The 17,313-nt window shown below is 59.8% G+C and carries 15 protein-coding genes; 10 read left to right on the top strand and 5 right to left on the bottom strand.

Features of this window, described 5'->3' with window-relative positions:
- Positions 1 to 8 precede the first annotated feature (8 nt).
- Positions 9 to 1,319, bottom strand: a complete 1,311-nt coding sequence (locus GR138_RS27705) for a relaxase/mobilization nuclease domain-containing protein (RefSeq protein WP_160862494.1) — start codon at positions 1,317 to 1,319, stop codon at positions 9 to 11.
- Between the two features lie 12 nt (positions 1,320 to 1,331).
- A complete protein-coding gene (locus GR138_RS27700; protein WP_160862493.1) occupies positions 1,332 to 1,793 on the bottom strand; it encodes a DNA mobilization endonuclease VirD1/MobC family subunit in 462 nt (153 codons plus the stop codon).
- Positions 1,794 to 2,082: 289 nt separating this feature from the next.
- On the opposite strand from GR138_RS27700, the gene GR138_RS27695 reads away from it, so the two are divergent.
- Complete coding sequence (locus tag GR138_RS27695) at positions 2,083 to 2,778, top strand: conjugal transfer ATPase VirC1 (protein WP_160862492.1); 696 nt, start codon at positions 2,083 to 2,085, stop codon at positions 2,776 to 2,778.
- Between the two features lies 1 nt (position 2,779).
- Complete coding sequence (locus GR138_RS27690) at positions 2,780 to 3,571, top strand: VirC2 family conjugal transfer protein (protein ID WP_338091187.1); 792 nt, start codon at positions 2,780 to 2,782, stop codon at positions 3,569 to 3,571.
- Positions 3,572 to 3,605: 34 nt separating this feature from the next.
- On the opposite strand, the gene GR138_RS27685 is transcribed toward GR138_RS27690, so the two are convergent.
- Positions 3,606 to 5,171, bottom strand: coding sequence for a hypothetical protein (locus tag GR138_RS27685; protein ID WP_160862491.1), 1,566 nt, complete (start codon positions 5,169 to 5,171; stop codon positions 3,606 to 3,608).
- A 461-nt stretch (positions 5,172 to 5,632) separates the two neighbouring features.
- Here GR138_RS27685 and GR138_RS27680 point away from each other — a divergent pair, with 461 nt between their 5' ends.
- On the top strand, positions 5,633 to 6,958 hold the full coding sequence (locus GR138_RS27680) for an Nramp family divalent metal transporter (RefSeq protein WP_160862490.1): 1,326 nt from the start codon (positions 5,633 to 5,635) through the stop codon (positions 6,956 to 6,958).
- Between the two features lie 318 nt (positions 6,959 to 7,276).
- On the opposite strand, the gene GR138_RS27675 is transcribed toward GR138_RS27680, so the two are convergent.
- The gene (locus tag GR138_RS27675) at positions 7,277 to 8,410 is read right to left on the bottom strand and encodes a helix-turn-helix domain-containing protein (RefSeq protein ID WP_160862489.1); all 1,134 of its coding nucleotides are present in this window, start codon (positions 8,408 to 8,410) and stop codon (positions 7,277 to 7,279) included.
- 582 nt (positions 8,411 to 8,992) lie between these two features.
- Between GR138_RS27675 and GR138_RS27670 the strand changes: the two genes are divergently transcribed.
- From GR138_RS27670 to GR138_RS27640, 7 genes are all read left to right on the top strand, one after another.
- The gene (locus GR138_RS27670; RefSeq protein ID WP_202402888.1) at positions 8,993 to 10,000 is read left to right on the top strand and encodes a UDP-glucuronic acid decarboxylase family protein; all 1,008 of its coding nucleotides are present in this window, start codon (positions 8,993 to 8,995) and stop codon (positions 9,998 to 10,000) included.
- A 181-nt stretch (positions 10,001 to 10,181) separates the two neighbouring features.
- Positions 10,182 to 11,168 carry a UDP-glucose 4-epimerase GalE gene (galE, locus tag GR138_RS27665; protein WP_160862487.1) on the top strand — a complete coding sequence of 329 codons (987 nt, stop codon included), beginning with the start codon at positions 10,182 to 10,184 and terminating at the stop codon, positions 11,166 to 11,168.
- Positions 11,165 to 13,009 carry a glycosyltransferase family 2 protein gene (locus GR138_RS27660; protein WP_160862486.1) on the top strand — a complete coding sequence of 615 codons (1,845 nt, stop codon included), beginning with the start codon at positions 11,165 to 11,167 and terminating at the stop codon, positions 13,007 to 13,009. The genes galE and GR138_RS27660 overlap by 4 nt, the downstream gene beginning before the upstream one ends.
- A gap of 11 nt (positions 13,010 to 13,020) precedes the next feature.
- Positions 13,021 to 14,448 carry a UDP-glucose dehydrogenase family protein gene (locus tag GR138_RS27655; protein ID WP_160862485.1) on the top strand — a complete coding sequence of 476 codons (1,428 nt, stop codon included), beginning with the start codon at positions 13,021 to 13,023 and terminating at the stop codon, positions 14,446 to 14,448.
- Positions 14,449 to 14,476: 28 nt separating this feature from the next.
- Complete coding sequence (locus GR138_RS27650) at positions 14,477 to 14,983, top strand: DUF995 domain-containing protein (RefSeq protein ID WP_246200774.1); 507 nt, start codon at positions 14,477 to 14,479, stop codon at positions 14,981 to 14,983.
- 17 nt (positions 14,984 to 15,000) lie between these two features.
- Positions 15,001 to 15,957: a glycoside hydrolase family 26 protein gene (locus GR138_RS27645; protein WP_160862483.1), complete on the top strand. Its 957-nt coding sequence runs from the start codon at positions 15,001 to 15,003 to the stop codon at positions 15,955 to 15,957.
- A 93-nt stretch (positions 15,958 to 16,050) separates the two neighbouring features.
- Positions 16,051 to 16,632, top strand: coding sequence for a DUF995 domain-containing protein (locus GR138_RS27640; protein ID WP_420853727.1), 582 nt, complete (start codon positions 16,051 to 16,053; stop codon positions 16,630 to 16,632).
- 105 nt (positions 16,633 to 16,737) lie between these two features.
- Here GR138_RS27640 and GR138_RS30385 read toward each other — a convergent pair whose 3' ends face one another.
- Positions 16,738 to 17,040: a hypothetical protein gene (locus GR138_RS30385; protein WP_246200772.1), complete on the bottom strand. Its 303-nt coding sequence runs from the start codon at positions 17,038 to 17,040 to the stop codon at positions 16,738 to 16,740.
- Positions 17,041 to 17,313: the final 273 nt, after the last annotated feature.

The following is a 17,313-nucleotide window of genomic DNA, read 5'->3' as shown; positions in this document are numbered from 1 at the left end:
TTCCATGGCTACCGGTCGTGATCATTGCGGTTGGTGCGCCCCCGTCCGGTGCGGTCGATGCGCGTGCCGGAGCGCAGGTTCAACGTATCGAGCTCCCGCTGTTGGGCGCGGGTGCGGGCGACCGGTGCAGCTTCTCTTGCCTGGCGGCGCCGCTCGGCCTCGCGGGCCTGCTCCGCGCGCGCCCGGCGCTGTTCATCCACCCGTGCGCGGGCAGCCTCCTGCTGTTCGCGGACCCGGCGCTGGGCGCGGGTTTCGATGATGCTGCGCTGCTGCGGCGCGCGCTGGCGGCGGGCCTGGCCGTTCTGACCCTGGCCTTGGCCATTGTTGTTCTGACCATTTCCGTTCCCGGCCGGGCCGCCATTGTTGTTCGCACCTGCGTCATCATCATCCGGATCATCGTCACCGTTATTGTCGCCACCGCCGCCGCCGAAATCATCGTCAAGATCATCCTGCGGGTCGGGGAAAAGCTGGCGGGCGCGGGCTGCGGCTGCGGCGGCAATGTCGCGGCCACGCTGGCGGGCAGCCTGGAAATCCTGTCCATTGACGAAGCCGCGCTGAATGGCTGCCGCGCGTTCGGCAATGCCGTGTTCGGCAGCATTGCGCCGATGGATTGCGCCGGTCCGGCTTGGTCCGATGATGGCATCCGGCTCGACCGGCGTGTTGTTCGTGGGCTGCGGATAGAGGAAAATCCGGTCGCGGGCGCGGCGGCGATATTCGGCAAACGTAACGGGACGCTCGATGATGCCGCGCTCGGCGCGAGAGGTGGAATCCAGATTGATGCCGCGGGAATGTGCGACGTCGGACATCACGGCGCGCATGTTGTCATAGTTCATGAACGGATCACGCCGGGAAATCTTCAGCCAGCGGCCCTCGTGCGACATGCGGTTGACGACGATGTGCAGGTGGGGATGTTCGCGGTCGGTGTGGAAGGCTGTGAAATAATCCCATTGGCCGCCGTTGCGTCCCGACCCGAACATTTCATAGGCGTAGTCACGCATCGTCTCTTCCGCGAGCTGGTGCGGCGTGTTGCGCGGAAGGCTGACCACGATATGTGTGGTGAGGTCGCGCTGCGTGCCATCAGCGCGGTTGCGCAGTGGATAGCGGGCTGCATGACGGGCCCAGTCGACAGAGATGCGGTCGAATTCGTCTATCCCTGCGGGTGCTGCATCAAGATAGCGGTCGGAGCGGCGGAACGGGATGGTGCCATTGCGGGTGATGTAACAGATCTGGCGGCGGATCTGGTGCGCATTGACCGTGCCGCCGCGCGGCACCACCTTGACGATGGCCTGGGGGCGAATGCCGGGTGCGTTTGCGGACATGGCGCGACCTCGTCAATCTGAGGCCTCGTCGAGAAGCAGCGCGCATCCATCGATGCGGCGCTTCGACAGGCTGAGCAGCGAGCGCAGGTGACCGTCGAGTTCGACGAACTCCCGCCCGAAGGCGGCCCGGTCCTTCATGAACTGCTCCATGTCGAAGCCAGGGCGGCCCGGAGCCAGATGGCTGATGCGCCGGATGCTGGAGGAGATTTCGCCGATGCGGGTGGAAATGGACTGCAGCGCCTCGCGGGTGGCGGCATCGATTTCGATGAAACCGGCGATGCGCCGCGCGGCAACTCTCAACGCCATGTTGTTGCTCATGCCGCATTTGGCTGCCTGGCGTGCAAGGGTGGCAAATTCGCCCTCGCGCAGGCGAACGCTCACAACCTTGTAACCGGCAGGATCAATCTTTTTCGGGAGGCGCTGGGTACGGGAAACGGTAGCAAAAGCGTCGAGGACGCCGGAATTATCGGTCATCTGAAACAGCCTTAAATATCGATGGCGCTGGAAAAGGCGCCGCTGAAATGAATTTAAAAAACGACTATAAAAACCAAATATATGACTACATCATAGTGCAGTTTCGCCAGTTCGTCAAAAGCAATTTCTTACAGTTGTAGTTCACGGCGTGTTTCAGAAATTTGCAAAACGCCATTATTTCCGGTTTGACGAAAGGCTGTTGCAGGCATACATTTGCACATTATTACACATGCCCTTTTTTACAAAACTTCGATTTTTCAAATGTTTTCATTAGCTAAGGATTTCAATCGTGAAACTCGTGACTTGCTGCTCGTTCAAGGGCGGCGCCGGTAAAACCACTGCATTGATGGGATTGTGCTCCGCCTGGGCTTCGCTCGGCTACCGCGTTGCGCTGTTTGAGGCGGACGAAAACCGGCCGCTGAGCAAGTGGAAGGAGAACGCCCTCAAGAGCGATACATGGGACGAGACCTGCGAGGTCTTTGCTGCCGACGACATCGGGCTTCTGGAGGCTGCCTACAACGGTGCGGAGAAGCAGGGTTTTGATTTTGCGCTGGCCGATACGCATGGCGGCTCAAGCGAGCTGAACAATACGATCATCGCCAGTTCCGACTTTTTGCTGGTTCCTTCCATGCTGACGCCGCTCGACATCGACGAAGCACTGGCAACCTACCGCTACATTATCGAGTTGCTCGTCAATGAGGCCATCGACATCCCGACGGCCATATTGGTCCAGCGCATCCCCGTCGGCCGGCTGACGTCATCGCAGAAGGCCTCTTCGGACCTTCTGAATGTGTTGCCGCAATTCGACAAGCCGATGCATGAGCGTGACGCGTTCGCGGCGATGAAGGAGCGGGGCATGATGCATCTTGCCCTCGCCAATATGGAGGGCAAGGCGGCGTTGCGCCTGCCCATGCGCAACTATGCCACCGCCATGGATGAGCTCCACGTCATGCGCAGCTTTGTGGACCTGAAGCTGGGAGGCTGAAGTGGCAATCCGCAAACCTGTGCTTTCCGTCAAGGAGGCGCGGAGTCTGGCCGCTCACCGGTCGGATCTGCTGCCTTCCGTGACGCCGCACGATCCCGTGCGCGATCCATCGGCTTTGCAGCCGCGTCCGCATACGGAAGACGTGCCTGTTGCCGCGACAACCATCGCATCCGTCGCGGTAGATATTCCTCTTCCGCCCACCCCCAAACCGGAGGCGGACCCGCTGGCGGAGGTTCATCCGGTGGAAAGCCCGGGGCCTGAACCGGTCGCGATGACGGCGGAAGTGTCACCACCGCAAGTGTCTCAAGCAGACACGAGCTCGCGCCGGAAATCGGCCGAGAAGAAATCAAGAAAGGCGGCTCCCGACATTGGCCGGCCAATCGCCAAGCGGCAAAAGCAGCAGGTGATCGGCAAGCGCAGCGAGGAAGGCAAGATCCAGGTGTTCCTCTCGGCAGCCCTGCCGGCCAGAGGCATATCGAAAAGCTTCGAACGCCTGTGCCGGCAATATGCGCCGGCGAAATCGCTGCAGATGATCCTGCGCCGCGCACTGGACGATTATGAGGTGCTGCTGGAAAACGGCGATCTCGACAATCTGCCGGAGACCTATACCGAGGCGGTCGCGCCGGAAGTCTGCGGCATCATCCAGACGTCGCGGATCATGCCGCTAAGGCTCATCGAAAGGGCGCGCGCGCATTTCGATCCGCTCGGGTTCGAGAGCGACCGTGCATTCGGGCGCAAGCTCGCTTCAGCCGCACTTGCCATCTTCTTCGAAATTCAGGCGCAGCATCAGTAACCAATGCTTGCAGTGCCGCCTGACCCCGCCCGCGTCAGCGTCTGAGGCCGCGTTCATCCTCGCGGGAGCGGAGGTCCAGCAGCGCAGGCTTTTTCAGCGATGGGGTGCCGGCGGTCTCGGCCTGCGGTCGCCCGGGCGATTTCGTTGCCGGCTCACCTGTTTGGCTTTCCATTTCGGCGCGAGACCTTTTCGTCGATGTGAAGAAGGCTGCGATCGGCAACTGTTGTTCATCGGCTCCAGCCTTCTTCAGGCCGTTCAGATTGGCCGTCATCCGTTGCTTGCCAAGGCGTCTGACCGGTGCGGCCGGCCCGGCGCTTTCCGCGTCGAGCCCGAATCCGGGATCTCTGCCCTCGTAGGCGGCCACGAAGCGCTCGCAGGTCTCGGCCATGTCGCGGATGGTTTGCTGGTGCTGGCTGGTCGCTTCGTTCTTCTTGGCGTCCGGATTGCCCAGGGCAGCCCGATAGGCTTGTTCGGCCGAGTTTGCGGACAGCATTTTTTCGCGGGCGGCAAAAATCCTCTTTCCCAGCTGCAGCCGTTTGCTGAAGTTGCTGGCGGTTGGGGGCAGGATGGAATCGATCTGTTCGACCAGCCGATCCCTGAAACCGATAGCTTTCGGCCGGTCGGCGGCGATGTCCGGCTGAAAATGCCTCGAGGCTTCGGCAATGCCCGGCGGAACCTTGTCCGGTACGGAATTCGTCGTGTCGCGTAAGTTCAGCCGGGGGATCTTGGCAATCGGCTGGCCGTCCTGTGGCGGGATGCGTATCGGAACCCAGCTGCGGTGGTGGGCCACCATCAATCTGCCGATGCGGACCAGCGCTTCCGGACTGATCGGCTTTGATGGCGGAATTTCAGCCTCGAACGCCTTTTTGTGAGGCAACAGGAGCTTGTCGAAGTCCTCGATTGCATTCTTGTTGTGATAGAAGAATTCGTTCTTGATGAAGCGCGGCGCACCCGGCTTGCGCTTTTCTTCGCGAATCCTGGCTTCTTCCTGGAGCCAGTTTTTGACTGCCGCCCCTTTCGTGCGCACAAGATCAAAGAACGTCTGGCGCAGGTCGTTGTAGTACGGGCTCGCCGGCATGATGGCGTTGCTGATGGGGTTGGCAAGGATCATTGCCGGTGACTCATGGCCGCGGACTGTTCCGGCCGTGTTTCCGTCAAGTTTTGTTTGCTCCCAGCGATGGCCAGCCAGCGCGAAGGGCGGGAGATCCTTTACCTGCCGGTAGAGACCGGCGATCAGTGCCGGTTCGACTGTTTGCTCCTTGCCCGGATTGCGGAAGCGCGGCTGCTTGGCCTGGATTGTCTGCGCCACCGATTCCAGCCTTACGCGATCTGTGACCGGATCCGCCTTGTACAGGTGATTGTCGATGATCGCTTCCAGGGCGGCCCTGCGCATATCATTGTAGACTTCATGTGCGGGGATGAAGTCACCCAGTGCCGCATCAACCGCCTTTTCTATTCTTTCGTGGCTTGGCGAGAGCGGTTGCCTGCACGCGTTGGTGCGCCGCTCAAGGCCTCTTTTCCCGGAAACAACCAGGTTGGAGGCGTTGCGAATGGCAGTATCGAGATAGTCTGCTGCTGAAACGTTCGGAAAACCGGACATGAGCACACCTTATGGATGGGCCATCCAGCGCTGAGGCCGGACGAACAAACGTCATGAAATTCAATAGTTCGCCTGGCGTGCTTCGCATTGTGGCAACGCGTCCGGCCAAGCGGCAATCAATAAATATCTGCACTCAAAAATGGCATGAACTATGCGATCAAACTACCATGGCCCGCTGGCAGGGGCAAATTACGCAATCCAAATTTAGAGCCGCGCGATATCGGAAGTTCGATAATCGGGTCTTATGCCGCAGCCGGCTAAAGCGATCCTGCCGCTTGGCTGGACAGGGCTGGAATCCCGTAGGCTTCAATCCTTTCAACGCCCATTCGAGCCGTTGCTGCGTTCAGGTTGGTGCTCGCAAACATCGATTTGCTTGCGCCTAAAGCGGAAGCAGACCTCTTGCGTCAACGAAAGCTATCTGCGAATGATTTGCATTAGCGTTCTAAGATGAGGGTGTTGCAATGGACATGCATCGCGAGGGGTGGCTGCACGCGGGTGGGAGCGTCTCCCTTTCCGACGTCTACCGAACGATCGCCGTTCGAAAGGACGCATCGCAGTTTCGGCGGGCGCTTGCGTTTTTCGGACCAGGCTATCTTGTGGCCGTCGGATATATGGATCCGGGCAATTGGGCGACATCGTTGGCCGGTGGCTCGCGCTTCGGCTACACGCTGCTTGTCGTCGCTCTCATCTCGAACATCATGGCGATCATTCTCCAATCCCTCACGGCCCGGCTCGCCATCGCCTCCGGTCGTGATTTGGCGCAGGCGTGCCGGGATGCCTTCCCACGTCCTGTTGCCTATATGCTCTGGCTGCTCGCCGAGATCGCCATCATCGCGACGGATATCGCCGAGGTTATCGGCACGGCGATCGGTCTCAACCTCATCTTCCACATTCCACTCGAAATCGGCGTCGCCATCACCGCGCTCGATGTGTTCCTCATCCTCTATCTGCAAAGGCTGGGGTTTCGCTGGCTGGAAGCGTTCGTCATAGGATTGCTGGCGGTCATCGCCGTTTGCTTCGCGGTCCAGATCGGATTGGCGGATCCCGACTGGGGCGAGGTCATCCGCGGCTTCGCTCCGACGACCGAGATCGTCACCAATCCCGAGATGTTGTATCTCGCTCTCGGTATCCTCGGTGCGACGGTGATGCCGCACAATCTCTATCTTCATTCGGGTATCGTGCAGACGCGGGCCTACGGAGAAAGCCTCGAGGAACGCCGCGAAGCGCTGAAGTTCGCGACCATCGATTCAACGGTCGCCCTGATGTTTGCGCTCCTGGTGAACGCTTCGATCCTTATCCTGGCAGCCGCCGCTTTCCATGCGACTGGTCGAACCGAGGTGGCCGAACTCGGCGAAGCGCATAATCTGCTCGCGCCGCTTCTCGGCATGGCGATTGCACCGACGCTTTTCGGTGTCGCGCTCTTGTGTTGCGGTCTCAATTCTACCGTCACGGCGACCTTGGCCGGCCAGATTGTCATGGAAGGGTTCCTTCATATCCGGTTGGCCGCGTGGTTGCGGCGCCTCGTCACACGCGGGATCGCCATCATCCCCGCGGCCGGCGTGACGATCTTCTATGGCGACGGCGGCACGGCGAAGCTGCTGATTCTGACGCAGGTGGTGCTGAGTTTGCAGCTCTCCTTCGCGGTATTTCCGCTGGTCCTGTTCACTGCGGACCAGCGCAAGATGGGCGCGCTTGTGGCGCCACGCTGGCTGACGGCCATCGCCGGATTGGTTGCAATCATCATTGCGGCGCTGAACGTCAAACTGCTGGTCGATTTCCTGGCTTAGTGGGCGTGCCGTTGCGCGGTTCGCTCCAAATCAGTGAACCTCGCGAAGTTGGCCGTGCAGTGATTCCAGGTCATCGGTGGCGAAGTAGGTCTTCACCGCCCGGCATGTCACCACCGTATGCGGTGACATTGCAAAATCCGAAGCGATCCTGGTGGCGGAGATCGACATCAACATCCCGAAGCTTGTCGTCGCCCGGACGGGTGCCGATAACTTCAATTCCAAGCTTCGCGCGAAGATGGCGCGAAAGCTTGACGAATGGCGGGTTACTGCCAGGAACAGGCCATCACTGTGGGGCTAAATAGCAAAAATGTACCGCGGTTAGAAAAGCCCTAGCGTGCGCAACATGCCTTCGAATGTGAGCGCGTGCTCATCATTGTTTTCGCCATGCGGTCGGGGATGGGCGCCTCGTTGTTCGAGACCATGTCTATAGACGTTGCTGGGGCTATATCCGAACTGTTGCGTGAAGGCGCGGCTGAAGTTCGCGGGGGATTCGATGCCGATCGCCGCACCGATCTCCGCGACCTTCCGGCCGTCGGCCGGGTCCGCCAACATGGCGTGCGCCGCAAGGAGTCGGCGGCGGCGGATGTAGTTCGCAACGCCGCCCGACGTCTCGAACAGTTCGTAAAGCCGCGTCCGGGAGATGGCCAATTCCTTGCACAGCGCCTCGGCGGTCAGGTCTGGCGAGGCGATGTGACTTGTGATGAAACGCCTCGCCCGTGTCATTAACCCAATATCCGAGACGTGATCCGTGCCGGCATTGCGATCCACCAGGGGCGTTACCGCCTCGAACACCATTTCCCGCAGGCGTTCCCTGACACCGGGCAGATCCTCCTGTGTGAAGAAAGGCAGATTGGCTTCGACGCTTGCAATATAGTCCGTCAGCAACCGGGCGCGATGGCCGCCCAGGACAATGTTGTTGCTGGCGGTGGGCAAGCCGCCATGATCGGAAAACAGGTCGACGGGTGCAATCAGGCTCATCGATTCCGTTGCCAGTTTGCGCCCTCGGAAAGGGCGGCCGAGCGAGCGGATTTCCACCAGTCCCGGTTCATTCTCCGCGACGCGGCCATCGACCTCGGTCCAACTGCGACCGGATTGCAGAAAAAGGATGTGCCAGTGATCGAGGGGGCTGAGCCGCACCTTCTCGGGCGGGCGCATATAGGTGAAAGCGGGGCTGCTTTGCCTGGTCATCAGCATGCCACCCAGATTCCAGACGCTCTGGCGGGCGACAAACCCGTCGCTGGGATAGACGTGTTCCGGCAGGTGGATGTCGACCAAAGGGGAGATGTATTCCTGCCAGGCCGCAAACTGCTGGGACGGCGGTAGAGTGTCGGTGTCGAAATGCAGGGGGACCAGCACGTCGCTTTGCATCTCATCCACACCCAGCGGAGCATGGACCACGCGTGCAAAACGCCTACGTTCGACGAATTCCGACCGCGACCGAATGTCGACCATTGCCCTGACCTTGCTTACTCCGAAATGCTGGAACGTCTCGTTCCGACGCCGTTTTCAGTGGTACGCGTCCTACTCTGTCATGCACTTTGGCAGGCACCATGTGCAGAGGTAGTATTGTCTTGCTTCTTTGAACAATACTCATTTGCACAGAGTTAAATGTCGATCTACGCCTATTGTATATATACCGTGCTTTGGATTCATCCAATAGTGTGATTTTTTATCGTTAATTTTTTCGAGTTTCATGTGGCTGTTTTCATTTGAAAACAAGCACCTGAATTCCCTCCAGAGGATCGATTCGCAGCTAGAGCGCTGGTGTTGCTTGTCAAGAGCGACCTGGTGTCTGCACTTGCCGCACGTGCCGCGCGGTTGTGTGGTTTAAAACGTCCAGCAGAGCAAATCAGAAGTAGACAAAAATCCTCATGTCACAGGAATGGATGATTTGAAAAGTTTCCGGATTTAATGATATTGTATTAATACCATTTAGCTAATATATACATTTTCAGAGTTAATGAAAGGTAAAAATCCCTGCAAGTACTGAAATGTATTTGCGAGATCGCCCCGTTGTTTTGGAGTATTGTGGGTATGCCGTACAAAACTCTCAATGCGAGCATGAATAAAAAAGCCAAGCATCGTGTTCTTGTGGCAGGTGGGGCGGGTTTTCTAGGTTCACATCTCTGTGAGCGCCTCCTTAGAGGTGGTAATACGGTGATCTGCCTGGATAACTTTTCCACGGGCCGGATGGAAAATCTGCACCACCTGCTGCGCTTCGACACGTTCAGCTTCGTGCGGCACGACATCGTCGAGCCGATCGATTTCGCGGTTGATGAAATCTACAATCTCGCCTGCCCGGCTTCGCCACTGCATTATCAGGCCGACCCGGTCCATACGATGATGACCAGCGTCTTGGGCGCGCTCAACCTCCTGGAACTTGCGGCGCACTACAAGGCGCGGATTTTTCAGGCGTCGACGTCGGAGATCTACGGCGATCCCCATGTGCATCCGCAACCGGAGACCTATTGGGGCAATGTCAATTCCTTCGGCCCGCGCGCCTGCTACGACGAGGGCAAGCGGTCTGCCGAGACGCTGTTTTTCAGCTATCACCAGCAATACGGTGTCGATATCCGCATCGGGCGCATTTTCAACACCTACGGGCCGCGCATGCGTACCGACGATGGCCGGGTTGTCTCAAATTTCATCGTTCAGGCTTTGAAGGGTGAGGACATCACCGTCTACGGCGATGGATCCCAGACCCGTTCCTTTTGTTATGTCGACGATCTGATTGAGGGCTTCTTCCGGCTGATGAACAGCCCGACGTCCATTCAAACACCGGTCAACATCGGCAATCCGGGCGAATTCACCGTCAGTCAGCTCGCCGAGCAGGTCATCGCCATGACGGGGTCGTCTTCCAAAATCGTTTATCGCACGTTGCCGGTCGACGATCCCCACCAGCGCAAGCCCGACATCACCGTGGCAGAGCGGACGCTGGGGTGGAGGCCGACGGTTGCGCTGACGGAGGGCCTGAAGGCGACAATCGCCTATTTTGAGCACCAGCTGGCGCCTGTCTCCAAGGAACTCGCCATCGTTGCCTAGAGCATTTCCAGCCGAAGCAGAACCGCTTCGGCGCCGTATGACGCATTGAAAACAATGCTTTGTGTCTGATCGCGCAAGAGCGGCGGACAAACCGAACCGAAAACAGTGAGGCAGCGATACTGTCGCTCCCGCCCATGCGCGGAGCGCACGGATCGTTCTATGTCTTCGAGAAGGCACTGATATGGTCAGGAAAAGGGTACTTGTCGTCGGTGGTGCCGGCTTCATTGGAAGCAATACGGCAAAACTGCTGAGCGGGCAGGGGTTCGAACCCGTCGTCTACGACAATCTTTCGACCGGAAACCGGCAGTCCGTGTGCTGGGGACGCTTCATCCAGGGCGATATCCTGGATACGCGGCGACTGCGGGCGGCGATCGAGGAGGAGGAACCGGTCGCCGTGATCCATTTCGCGGCGTCGGCCTATGTCGGCGAATCCGTGGAGAACCCGGCAAAATACTATCGCAACAATGTCAGCGGCACGCAGTCGCTGCTCGATGCCTGCCTCCTCTCGGGCGTGCGCAATCTCATCTTCTCCTCAAGTTGCGCGACCTACGGGATTCCCGAAAGCCTGCCGATCCGCGAGGGGGCAGGCCAGCGCCCGATCAATCCCTACGGACGCACGAAGCTGATCGCGGAACAGATGTTGGCCGACTACGCGGCTACCTACGACATGCACTATGTGGCCTTGCGTTACTTCAACGCGGCGGGGGCGGATCTCGATGGGGAAATAGGTGAAGCGCACGATCCCGAAACGCATCTCATTCCGCGCGCCATGATGGCTGCCGCCGGCCGTATCGACGTCCTCGACGTTTACGGTGACGATTACGATACGCCCGACGGCACCTGCATCCGCGACTATATCCATGTCACCGACTTGGCGCGTGCGCATGTGCTGGCGATGGAACACCTGCTGGGAGGCGGCGGCAACCTGGCCGTCAATCTCGGTACGGGCCATGGCACGTCCATCAAGGAAGTCCTGGAGGCGATTCATCGCCTTACGGGCCGCAAGGTGCCGATCGCAATACGCGAGCGCCGCGTTGGCGACCCTCAGGCACTCTATGCCGACCCGACGCTTGCAGCCGAAACGATCGGTTTCAAGGCGGTCTATTCCGACCTCGACACCATCGTCCGCTCTGCCGCCCCGTTCTTCGGCCTGGAGGTCCGGCAATGAGGACCGCTTCGATCACCTCGAGAGGAGAGAGGAACGAGCCGCTCATGGCATCGATATTCACGGGCCGCAAGCGCGTGGAATATCTCGTCGGCGTGGCGCTCTGGGCCGCGAGCATCGTCTATTTGTGGCAATGGTGGCTGGCCAGCGTTGGCGACAGCCAGCTCGCCGGCGCGCTCCTGGTGACGGCGCTTCTGGCTTGGATAACGCTTCTGCCCGTTTACTTCATCACCGTCTTCTTTAATGCGCGGCGTCCCGTCGGTCCGTTGCGGATTCCCGCCGGCAGCCGGATCGCCATGGTGGTCACGAAGGCGCCGTCGGAGCCGTTCAAGGTCGTGGCCGCGACCTTGCGCGCCATGCTGGCTCAGACCGTGCCGCACGACACCTGGCTCGCCGACGAGGATCCGACGCTCGAAACGCTCGCCTGGTGCAGGGCCAACGGCGTGCACGTCTCGACGCGCAAGGGCCGCATGGACTATCACCGCCAATCCTGGCCGCGCCGCACGCGCTGCAAGGAGGGTAATCTCGCTTTCTTCTACGACCATTACGGCTACGAACGGTATGATTTCGTCTCGCAGCTCGACGCGGATCACATTCCCGAGCCGGACTATCTCTTCCACATGCTGCGACCCTTTGCGGATCCCGCCATCGGCTATGTCTCGGCACCCAGCATCTGTGACCGCAATGCCGCCGAAAGCTGGTCCGCGCGGGGCCGCCTCTATGTCGAGGCCAGCATGCACGGTTCCCTGCAAGCCGGCTACAATGGCGGCTTTGCTCCGGTATGCATCGGTTCCCACTATGCGGTCCGAACGAGCGCCCTCAAGGAGATCGGTGGCCTGGGGCCGGAGCTTGCCGAGGATCATTCGACGACGCTCTTCATGAACGCCCATGGCTGGCGGGGCGTGCATGCGCTCGATGCCATTGCGCATGGCGACGGGCCGCGGACCTTCGCCGACCTCGTCACGCAGGAATTCCAATGGTCGCGCAGCCTGGTGATGATCCTTCTGCAATATACGCCCAAGCTGATCGGTCGCCTGCCGTTGCGCCTGAAGATCCAGTTTCTGTTCTCGCAATTCTGGTATCCGCTCTACGCCTTCTTCCTGGCGGTGACGTTCGTGCTGCCGACCGTCGTTTTGCTTTACGGCCGCAATTTCGTCAGCGTCACCTATCCGGATTTCCTGCTCCACTTCATGCCGCAGTCCCTGATGATCCTGATCATGGCGTACTGGTGGCGCGCGAGCGGCACGTTCCGGCCCGTCGACGGCAAGATTTTCAGCTGGGAAGCGATGCTGTTCCTGCTCGCCCGCTGGCCTTGGGTTCTTGCCGGCACCTTTGCGGCGTTCCGTGACTGGATGACAGGCTCGTTCGTCGATTTCCGCGTCACGCCCAAAGGCACGACTGAGGCCGATCCACTGCCGTTTCGTGTGCTCGCGCCATACGTGTTCGTGGTGCTGATCTCGATTGCTCCGGTGCTGTTGGTTCGCGATGCCGGCGAGACGCGCGGGTTCTATATCTTCGCCATCGTCAACGCGTTCTTCTACGTGTTCGTGGTGTTCATGATCCTGCGGCAGCACGCGCGGGAGAACCGGATTCGCTATCAGGTGCGCATGTCTCAGCCCGCCTTTGCGACCTACATGCTCGTCCTCGTCGCCCTGCCAGGCTTCGCGATGATTGACCGGGGGAGGGAAGGCGTCGAGGCGCTCGCCTGGGGCACGCAAAGCTTCACCCTGTTCGACGACCGTTTTTCCGTGGCCGGCGCGGGCATCGGTAGCCATGACGTTCACAGTACCATCTTCAATCCGCGCTGGCGCACAAGCGCGGCCAGCCGTGCAAGCCAGCCGTAAAGGGGATGAGCATGAAGATCGCAGTCATCGGGACGGGTTATGTCGGATTGGTCAGCGGCGCGTGTTTTTCTGGCTGGGGCCACGACGTCGTCTGCATGGATAAAAATGCCCAGAAGATCGCCAGCCTGGAACGGGGCGTGGTTCCGATCTACGAACCGGGTCTGGACGAACTCGTGGAGCGAAATTTCGCGGCCGGTCGATTGCGTTTCACCTGCGATCTGGCTGACGCCGTGAGGGGGGCATCGGTCGTGTTCATCGCGGTCGGCACGCCGCCCCGTGCGGGACACGGCGATGCGGATCTCAGCTTCGTATACATGGCCGCGCGCGAGCTTGCCTCGCTGATCGAAGACAACGCTGTCATCGTCATCAAATCCACCGTGCCCGTGGGCACCGGCGATATCGTGCAGAAAATCATCGGATCGGTGCGCAAGGCCGGCTCCTTCTCGGTGGCGTCCAATCCGGAATTCCTACGCGAGGGCGTCGCCATCCGCGATTTTCTGGAGCCCGACCGCGTCGTGATCGGGATCGAGGACGACCGTGCGCGTGACGTTCTGACCAAGCTCTACGGTGCGTCCCTCGACCTGCGCAGGACGCCGATCGTCGTCACGCAGCGGCGCACGTCGGAGCTGATCAAATACGCCGCCAACGCTTTTCTCGCCACGAAGATCACCTTCATCAACGAACTGGCCGATCTTTGTGAGCAAGTGGGCAGTGATGTCAGCCATCTGGCGCTCGGCGTCGGGCTCGACAAACGGATCGGGACGAGCTTCCTGAACGCCGGGCCAGGTTATGGGGGATCCTGTTTCCCGAAAGACACGATGGCGCTGCTGCGGACCGCGCAGGACCATGGTGTGGCGCTGCGCATCGTGGAAGAGACCGTCACCGCGAACGAGGCGCGCAAACGCCGGATGGCTCTGAAGGTCGTGGATGCGCTGGGCGGTGACGTCGAGGATCTGACCATCGCCATCCTCGGCCTCACCTTCAAGCCGGATACGGATGATATGCGCGAGGCGCCGTCCGTCCCGCTTATCGAGACGTTGCAGCGTTTCGGTGCCCGCATTCGTGCCTACGATCCCGCGGGTATCGAGAATGCCCGGCAGGTCCTTTCGGATGTCGAGCTGCATCGCGATCCCTATGAATGCGCGCGCGACGCCGATGCGGTCGTCGTCGTCACCGAATGGGACGATATCCGCCACCTCGATCTCGCGAGCCTGAAAGCCGTGATGCGCCAAAAGATCCTGGTCGATCTGAGAAACGCGTTCGAGCCGGGTGCTGCCGAACGAACGGGCTTTCGCGTTTCCGGCATCGGTCGCCCGACGGTGGCGCGGCATGACGTCACCACTGCAACGCCGTCCTCTGCTGCGCTGCACGTTTCCGCCGCACGCAAAACGGATCTTGCATATTTCGAGATGGCAGGAGGCTCCAATGACAACAGCTAGTTTTCTATCGTATGCGCGGGGTCTGCGTATGCTGGCAAAGGTCGCTGCTACCGCGGCTTTGCTCGCCGGATCCGCACAGATGGCATTGTCACACGATTCCGCGCTGCCCGCGGGCGCGCGCGCCATGAGCGCCCTCGAGCTTTACAAGCTCTACAGGGACAAGAGCTGGCGCTGGGAAAACGGCGCCGGGATGATGACCGACGCGAACCGGCGCTTCAGCGCATGGTCGAATGGCGAGACCGGCAAGACCTGGGCCGAGGGGCGATGGGTCATAACCGAGACGGGCCTCATGTGCCTCAAGGCGACGTGGCACACGGACAAGGGCGCTTTCCCTGCCAAGACCTGTTTTTCCCACCGGCTCGCCTCGGGTGCCATCTACCAGAAACGGGAGCCAGATGGCGGTTGGTACATCTTCCGCCACGCGACACCCCGGAAGGAGGATGAAGCCAGCAAGCTGATCGCCGCAGATCTGGTTTCCGAACAACGCGACACGATCCAGGCTGCACTGGGTGTGCCTCTCGTAACTGAACAGTAAGCGATGAGGAGGAGGTTATGACCAATCTCTTGAAACTGGCCGTTACCGTTTTCTGTAGCGGTCTTGTCATTGCCACGGGCGTACACGCCGCCAGCGGCGTGTCGGGAGCAAACGTGGATAGCCGGGGGCGTTTTCTCGACAAGCGGCCCGTTATCAACGCTGGCGCGGTGACGCCAGGCGCCTATGATCCCCACGGCGACTATGCCAGCGATTCCAATTCCAAGATCGAGCATCTGTTCCTTCCCTGGGAGGACGTGGATCTTGCCACGCTCGGCGCCGCTGACGATTACGCACGAGCGCGGGGGCGAGCCTTGCTCGTGACGGTCGAACCCTGGTCCTGGGCGCGCGACTGGCGCGTCAGTCCCGGCGATCTTCTGGCGGGCATTCTGTCCGGTCAATACGATTCCAACATGGCGAGTGTCTGCTCGGCAGCGGCAAAGCTGAAGAGCCCCGTCACCATTCGCTGGGCCCAGGAAATGGAGGACGCCGACGGCCAGTTCACCTGGGCCTTCTGGAAGCCGGCGGACTATGTGAAAGCCTACAAGCGCGTCGTCGACGTGTGTCGAAAGCATCTGCCGACGGCCCAGTACATGTGGTCGCCGAAGGGGGAGAAGGGACTGAAGGCCTATTATCCGGGTGACGACTATGTCGACGTTATCGGTCTGTCGGTTTTCGGTTATCAACCCTATGACAGGCTGGAAGTCGGCCGCGATACGACCTTCGTTGAGCGCACGACACCGGGTTACGATCGGGTGAAGGATTTTGGAAAGCCGGTCGTCATCGCCGAACTCGGTTATGCCGGCAGTGACGACTACGTGCGCGCCTGGGCTCTTGAAGTCAACAAGCCGCATACGGAATTTCCGGCCTTGAACGCCGTCGTCTACTTCAACGACCTCGAGGTCTACCCTTGGCCGCGTAAAGTCGGTCGACCGGATTGGCGTGTCGCCGACCATCCGCTCGTTCCGCTGAATTGACGCTCCACTATGGGAGAGGCGCGCGCTATCCGTAGCGCCGGGCCTCTCCATCACCGCCCTTGCGTAATTCCAGATGCAGGATCCCGAACCTTCTTGCTGGAGTTTTTGTTCAAACAGGAGGTAAAAGTGTTTTCGATCCGCTTCATATTCATCAACGCCGCGCTTTCTGCGCTGCTTTTGGCGGGTAGCGCAGCCGCTGTCTCGAAGCCCAAACCTGTCGACGAAACGGCGAAGCTTGCTGAGGCCGCTTCGCCGATGAAGGCTGATGCACTTGTAAAACTGTACGCCGGCAGGACTTGGAAGTGGAAAACCGGAGGCGGCTTCTTATCTGCCGAGGCGAGCAACAGTTGGTTCGTGCCTGCCGACTGGAAGCGATTCGCCGCCTGGTCTCGCCAGGGCCGTAGATGGTCCTATGGGGAGGGGAGCTGGTTCGCAACCAATGACGGAAAGCTATGCTTGCATGCGCTTTGGACCGACGAAGACTGGCGCTCTTCCGCACGCACCTGTTTCCTGCACCGGGAAAAGGACGGCGTCATTTATCAAAAACGTTCCGTTGGCGGCAGATGGTATGTGTTCAGCCACAATCCGGCTGAGGTGACCGATGAGGCACGCAAGTTGATTGCAGGCGATCGTGTCAGCCAGGAACTGGCACGCATGAAGACCACGCGCCGGTGAAGCAAACGCTGCCGGCGAAACACACGGCAGCGCCTGTCTTGTCTTGGCCGTCGTTGCACGAGCGTGCCTGGAGCATTTCCAGCCGAAGCGGCATTGCTTCGGCGGCTAGATAGCGCGGCAGAACGCCTTCCTGCCGAAGCCGCTGGGCGTGCAGACATAAGAATTGTTGCTCATGTATTCCCCGACGGTGATTTTCACGACATTGCCGGCAGGGTTCTTGCCGTAGCGGACTTCGCCACCCACACGATACTTCACGAGATAGACGGATTTCGTTTGTTTTTTTCTGCCGGTTTCTCCCGCCTGGGCACCCGCGCCAAGAACTGCGGTGAGAGCGACCCCAAGTGCAACGGTCACAGCCCACCTCAGGCGCGCCTTCTGTGCCAAGGGAAGAGTCGTATGCGAATTCATGTTTCGTCTCCGGTGCTCTTTATCCTGGAGCGAGGTCTATCGCAGCCGGCTTAATATTTCGGCCAAGATGTTGCGGCAAATTTTAGTAGGTTGAAAAATACCTCGGGCAGGTCGGTCATCGTAGGGCTAACTTTCATAAATTGGCATTATATATCAAATGGTTAGTTCCATAATAGAACTTATCCGATTCGAGGATGTAGCCGGGCGGGTTCAAGGATGAAGCGCGGCATGCCAATGATTACAACGGCTTCGCACCGGGAGATTTTCGGTTAG

Origin of the sequence: Shinella kummerowiae (assembly GCF_009827055.1) — a bacterium.
Lineage (GTDB): Bacteria > Pseudomonadota > Alphaproteobacteria > Rhizobiales > Rhizobiaceae > Shinella > Shinella kummerowiae.
This window is presented reverse-complemented; position numbering and strand designations above follow the sequence as displayed.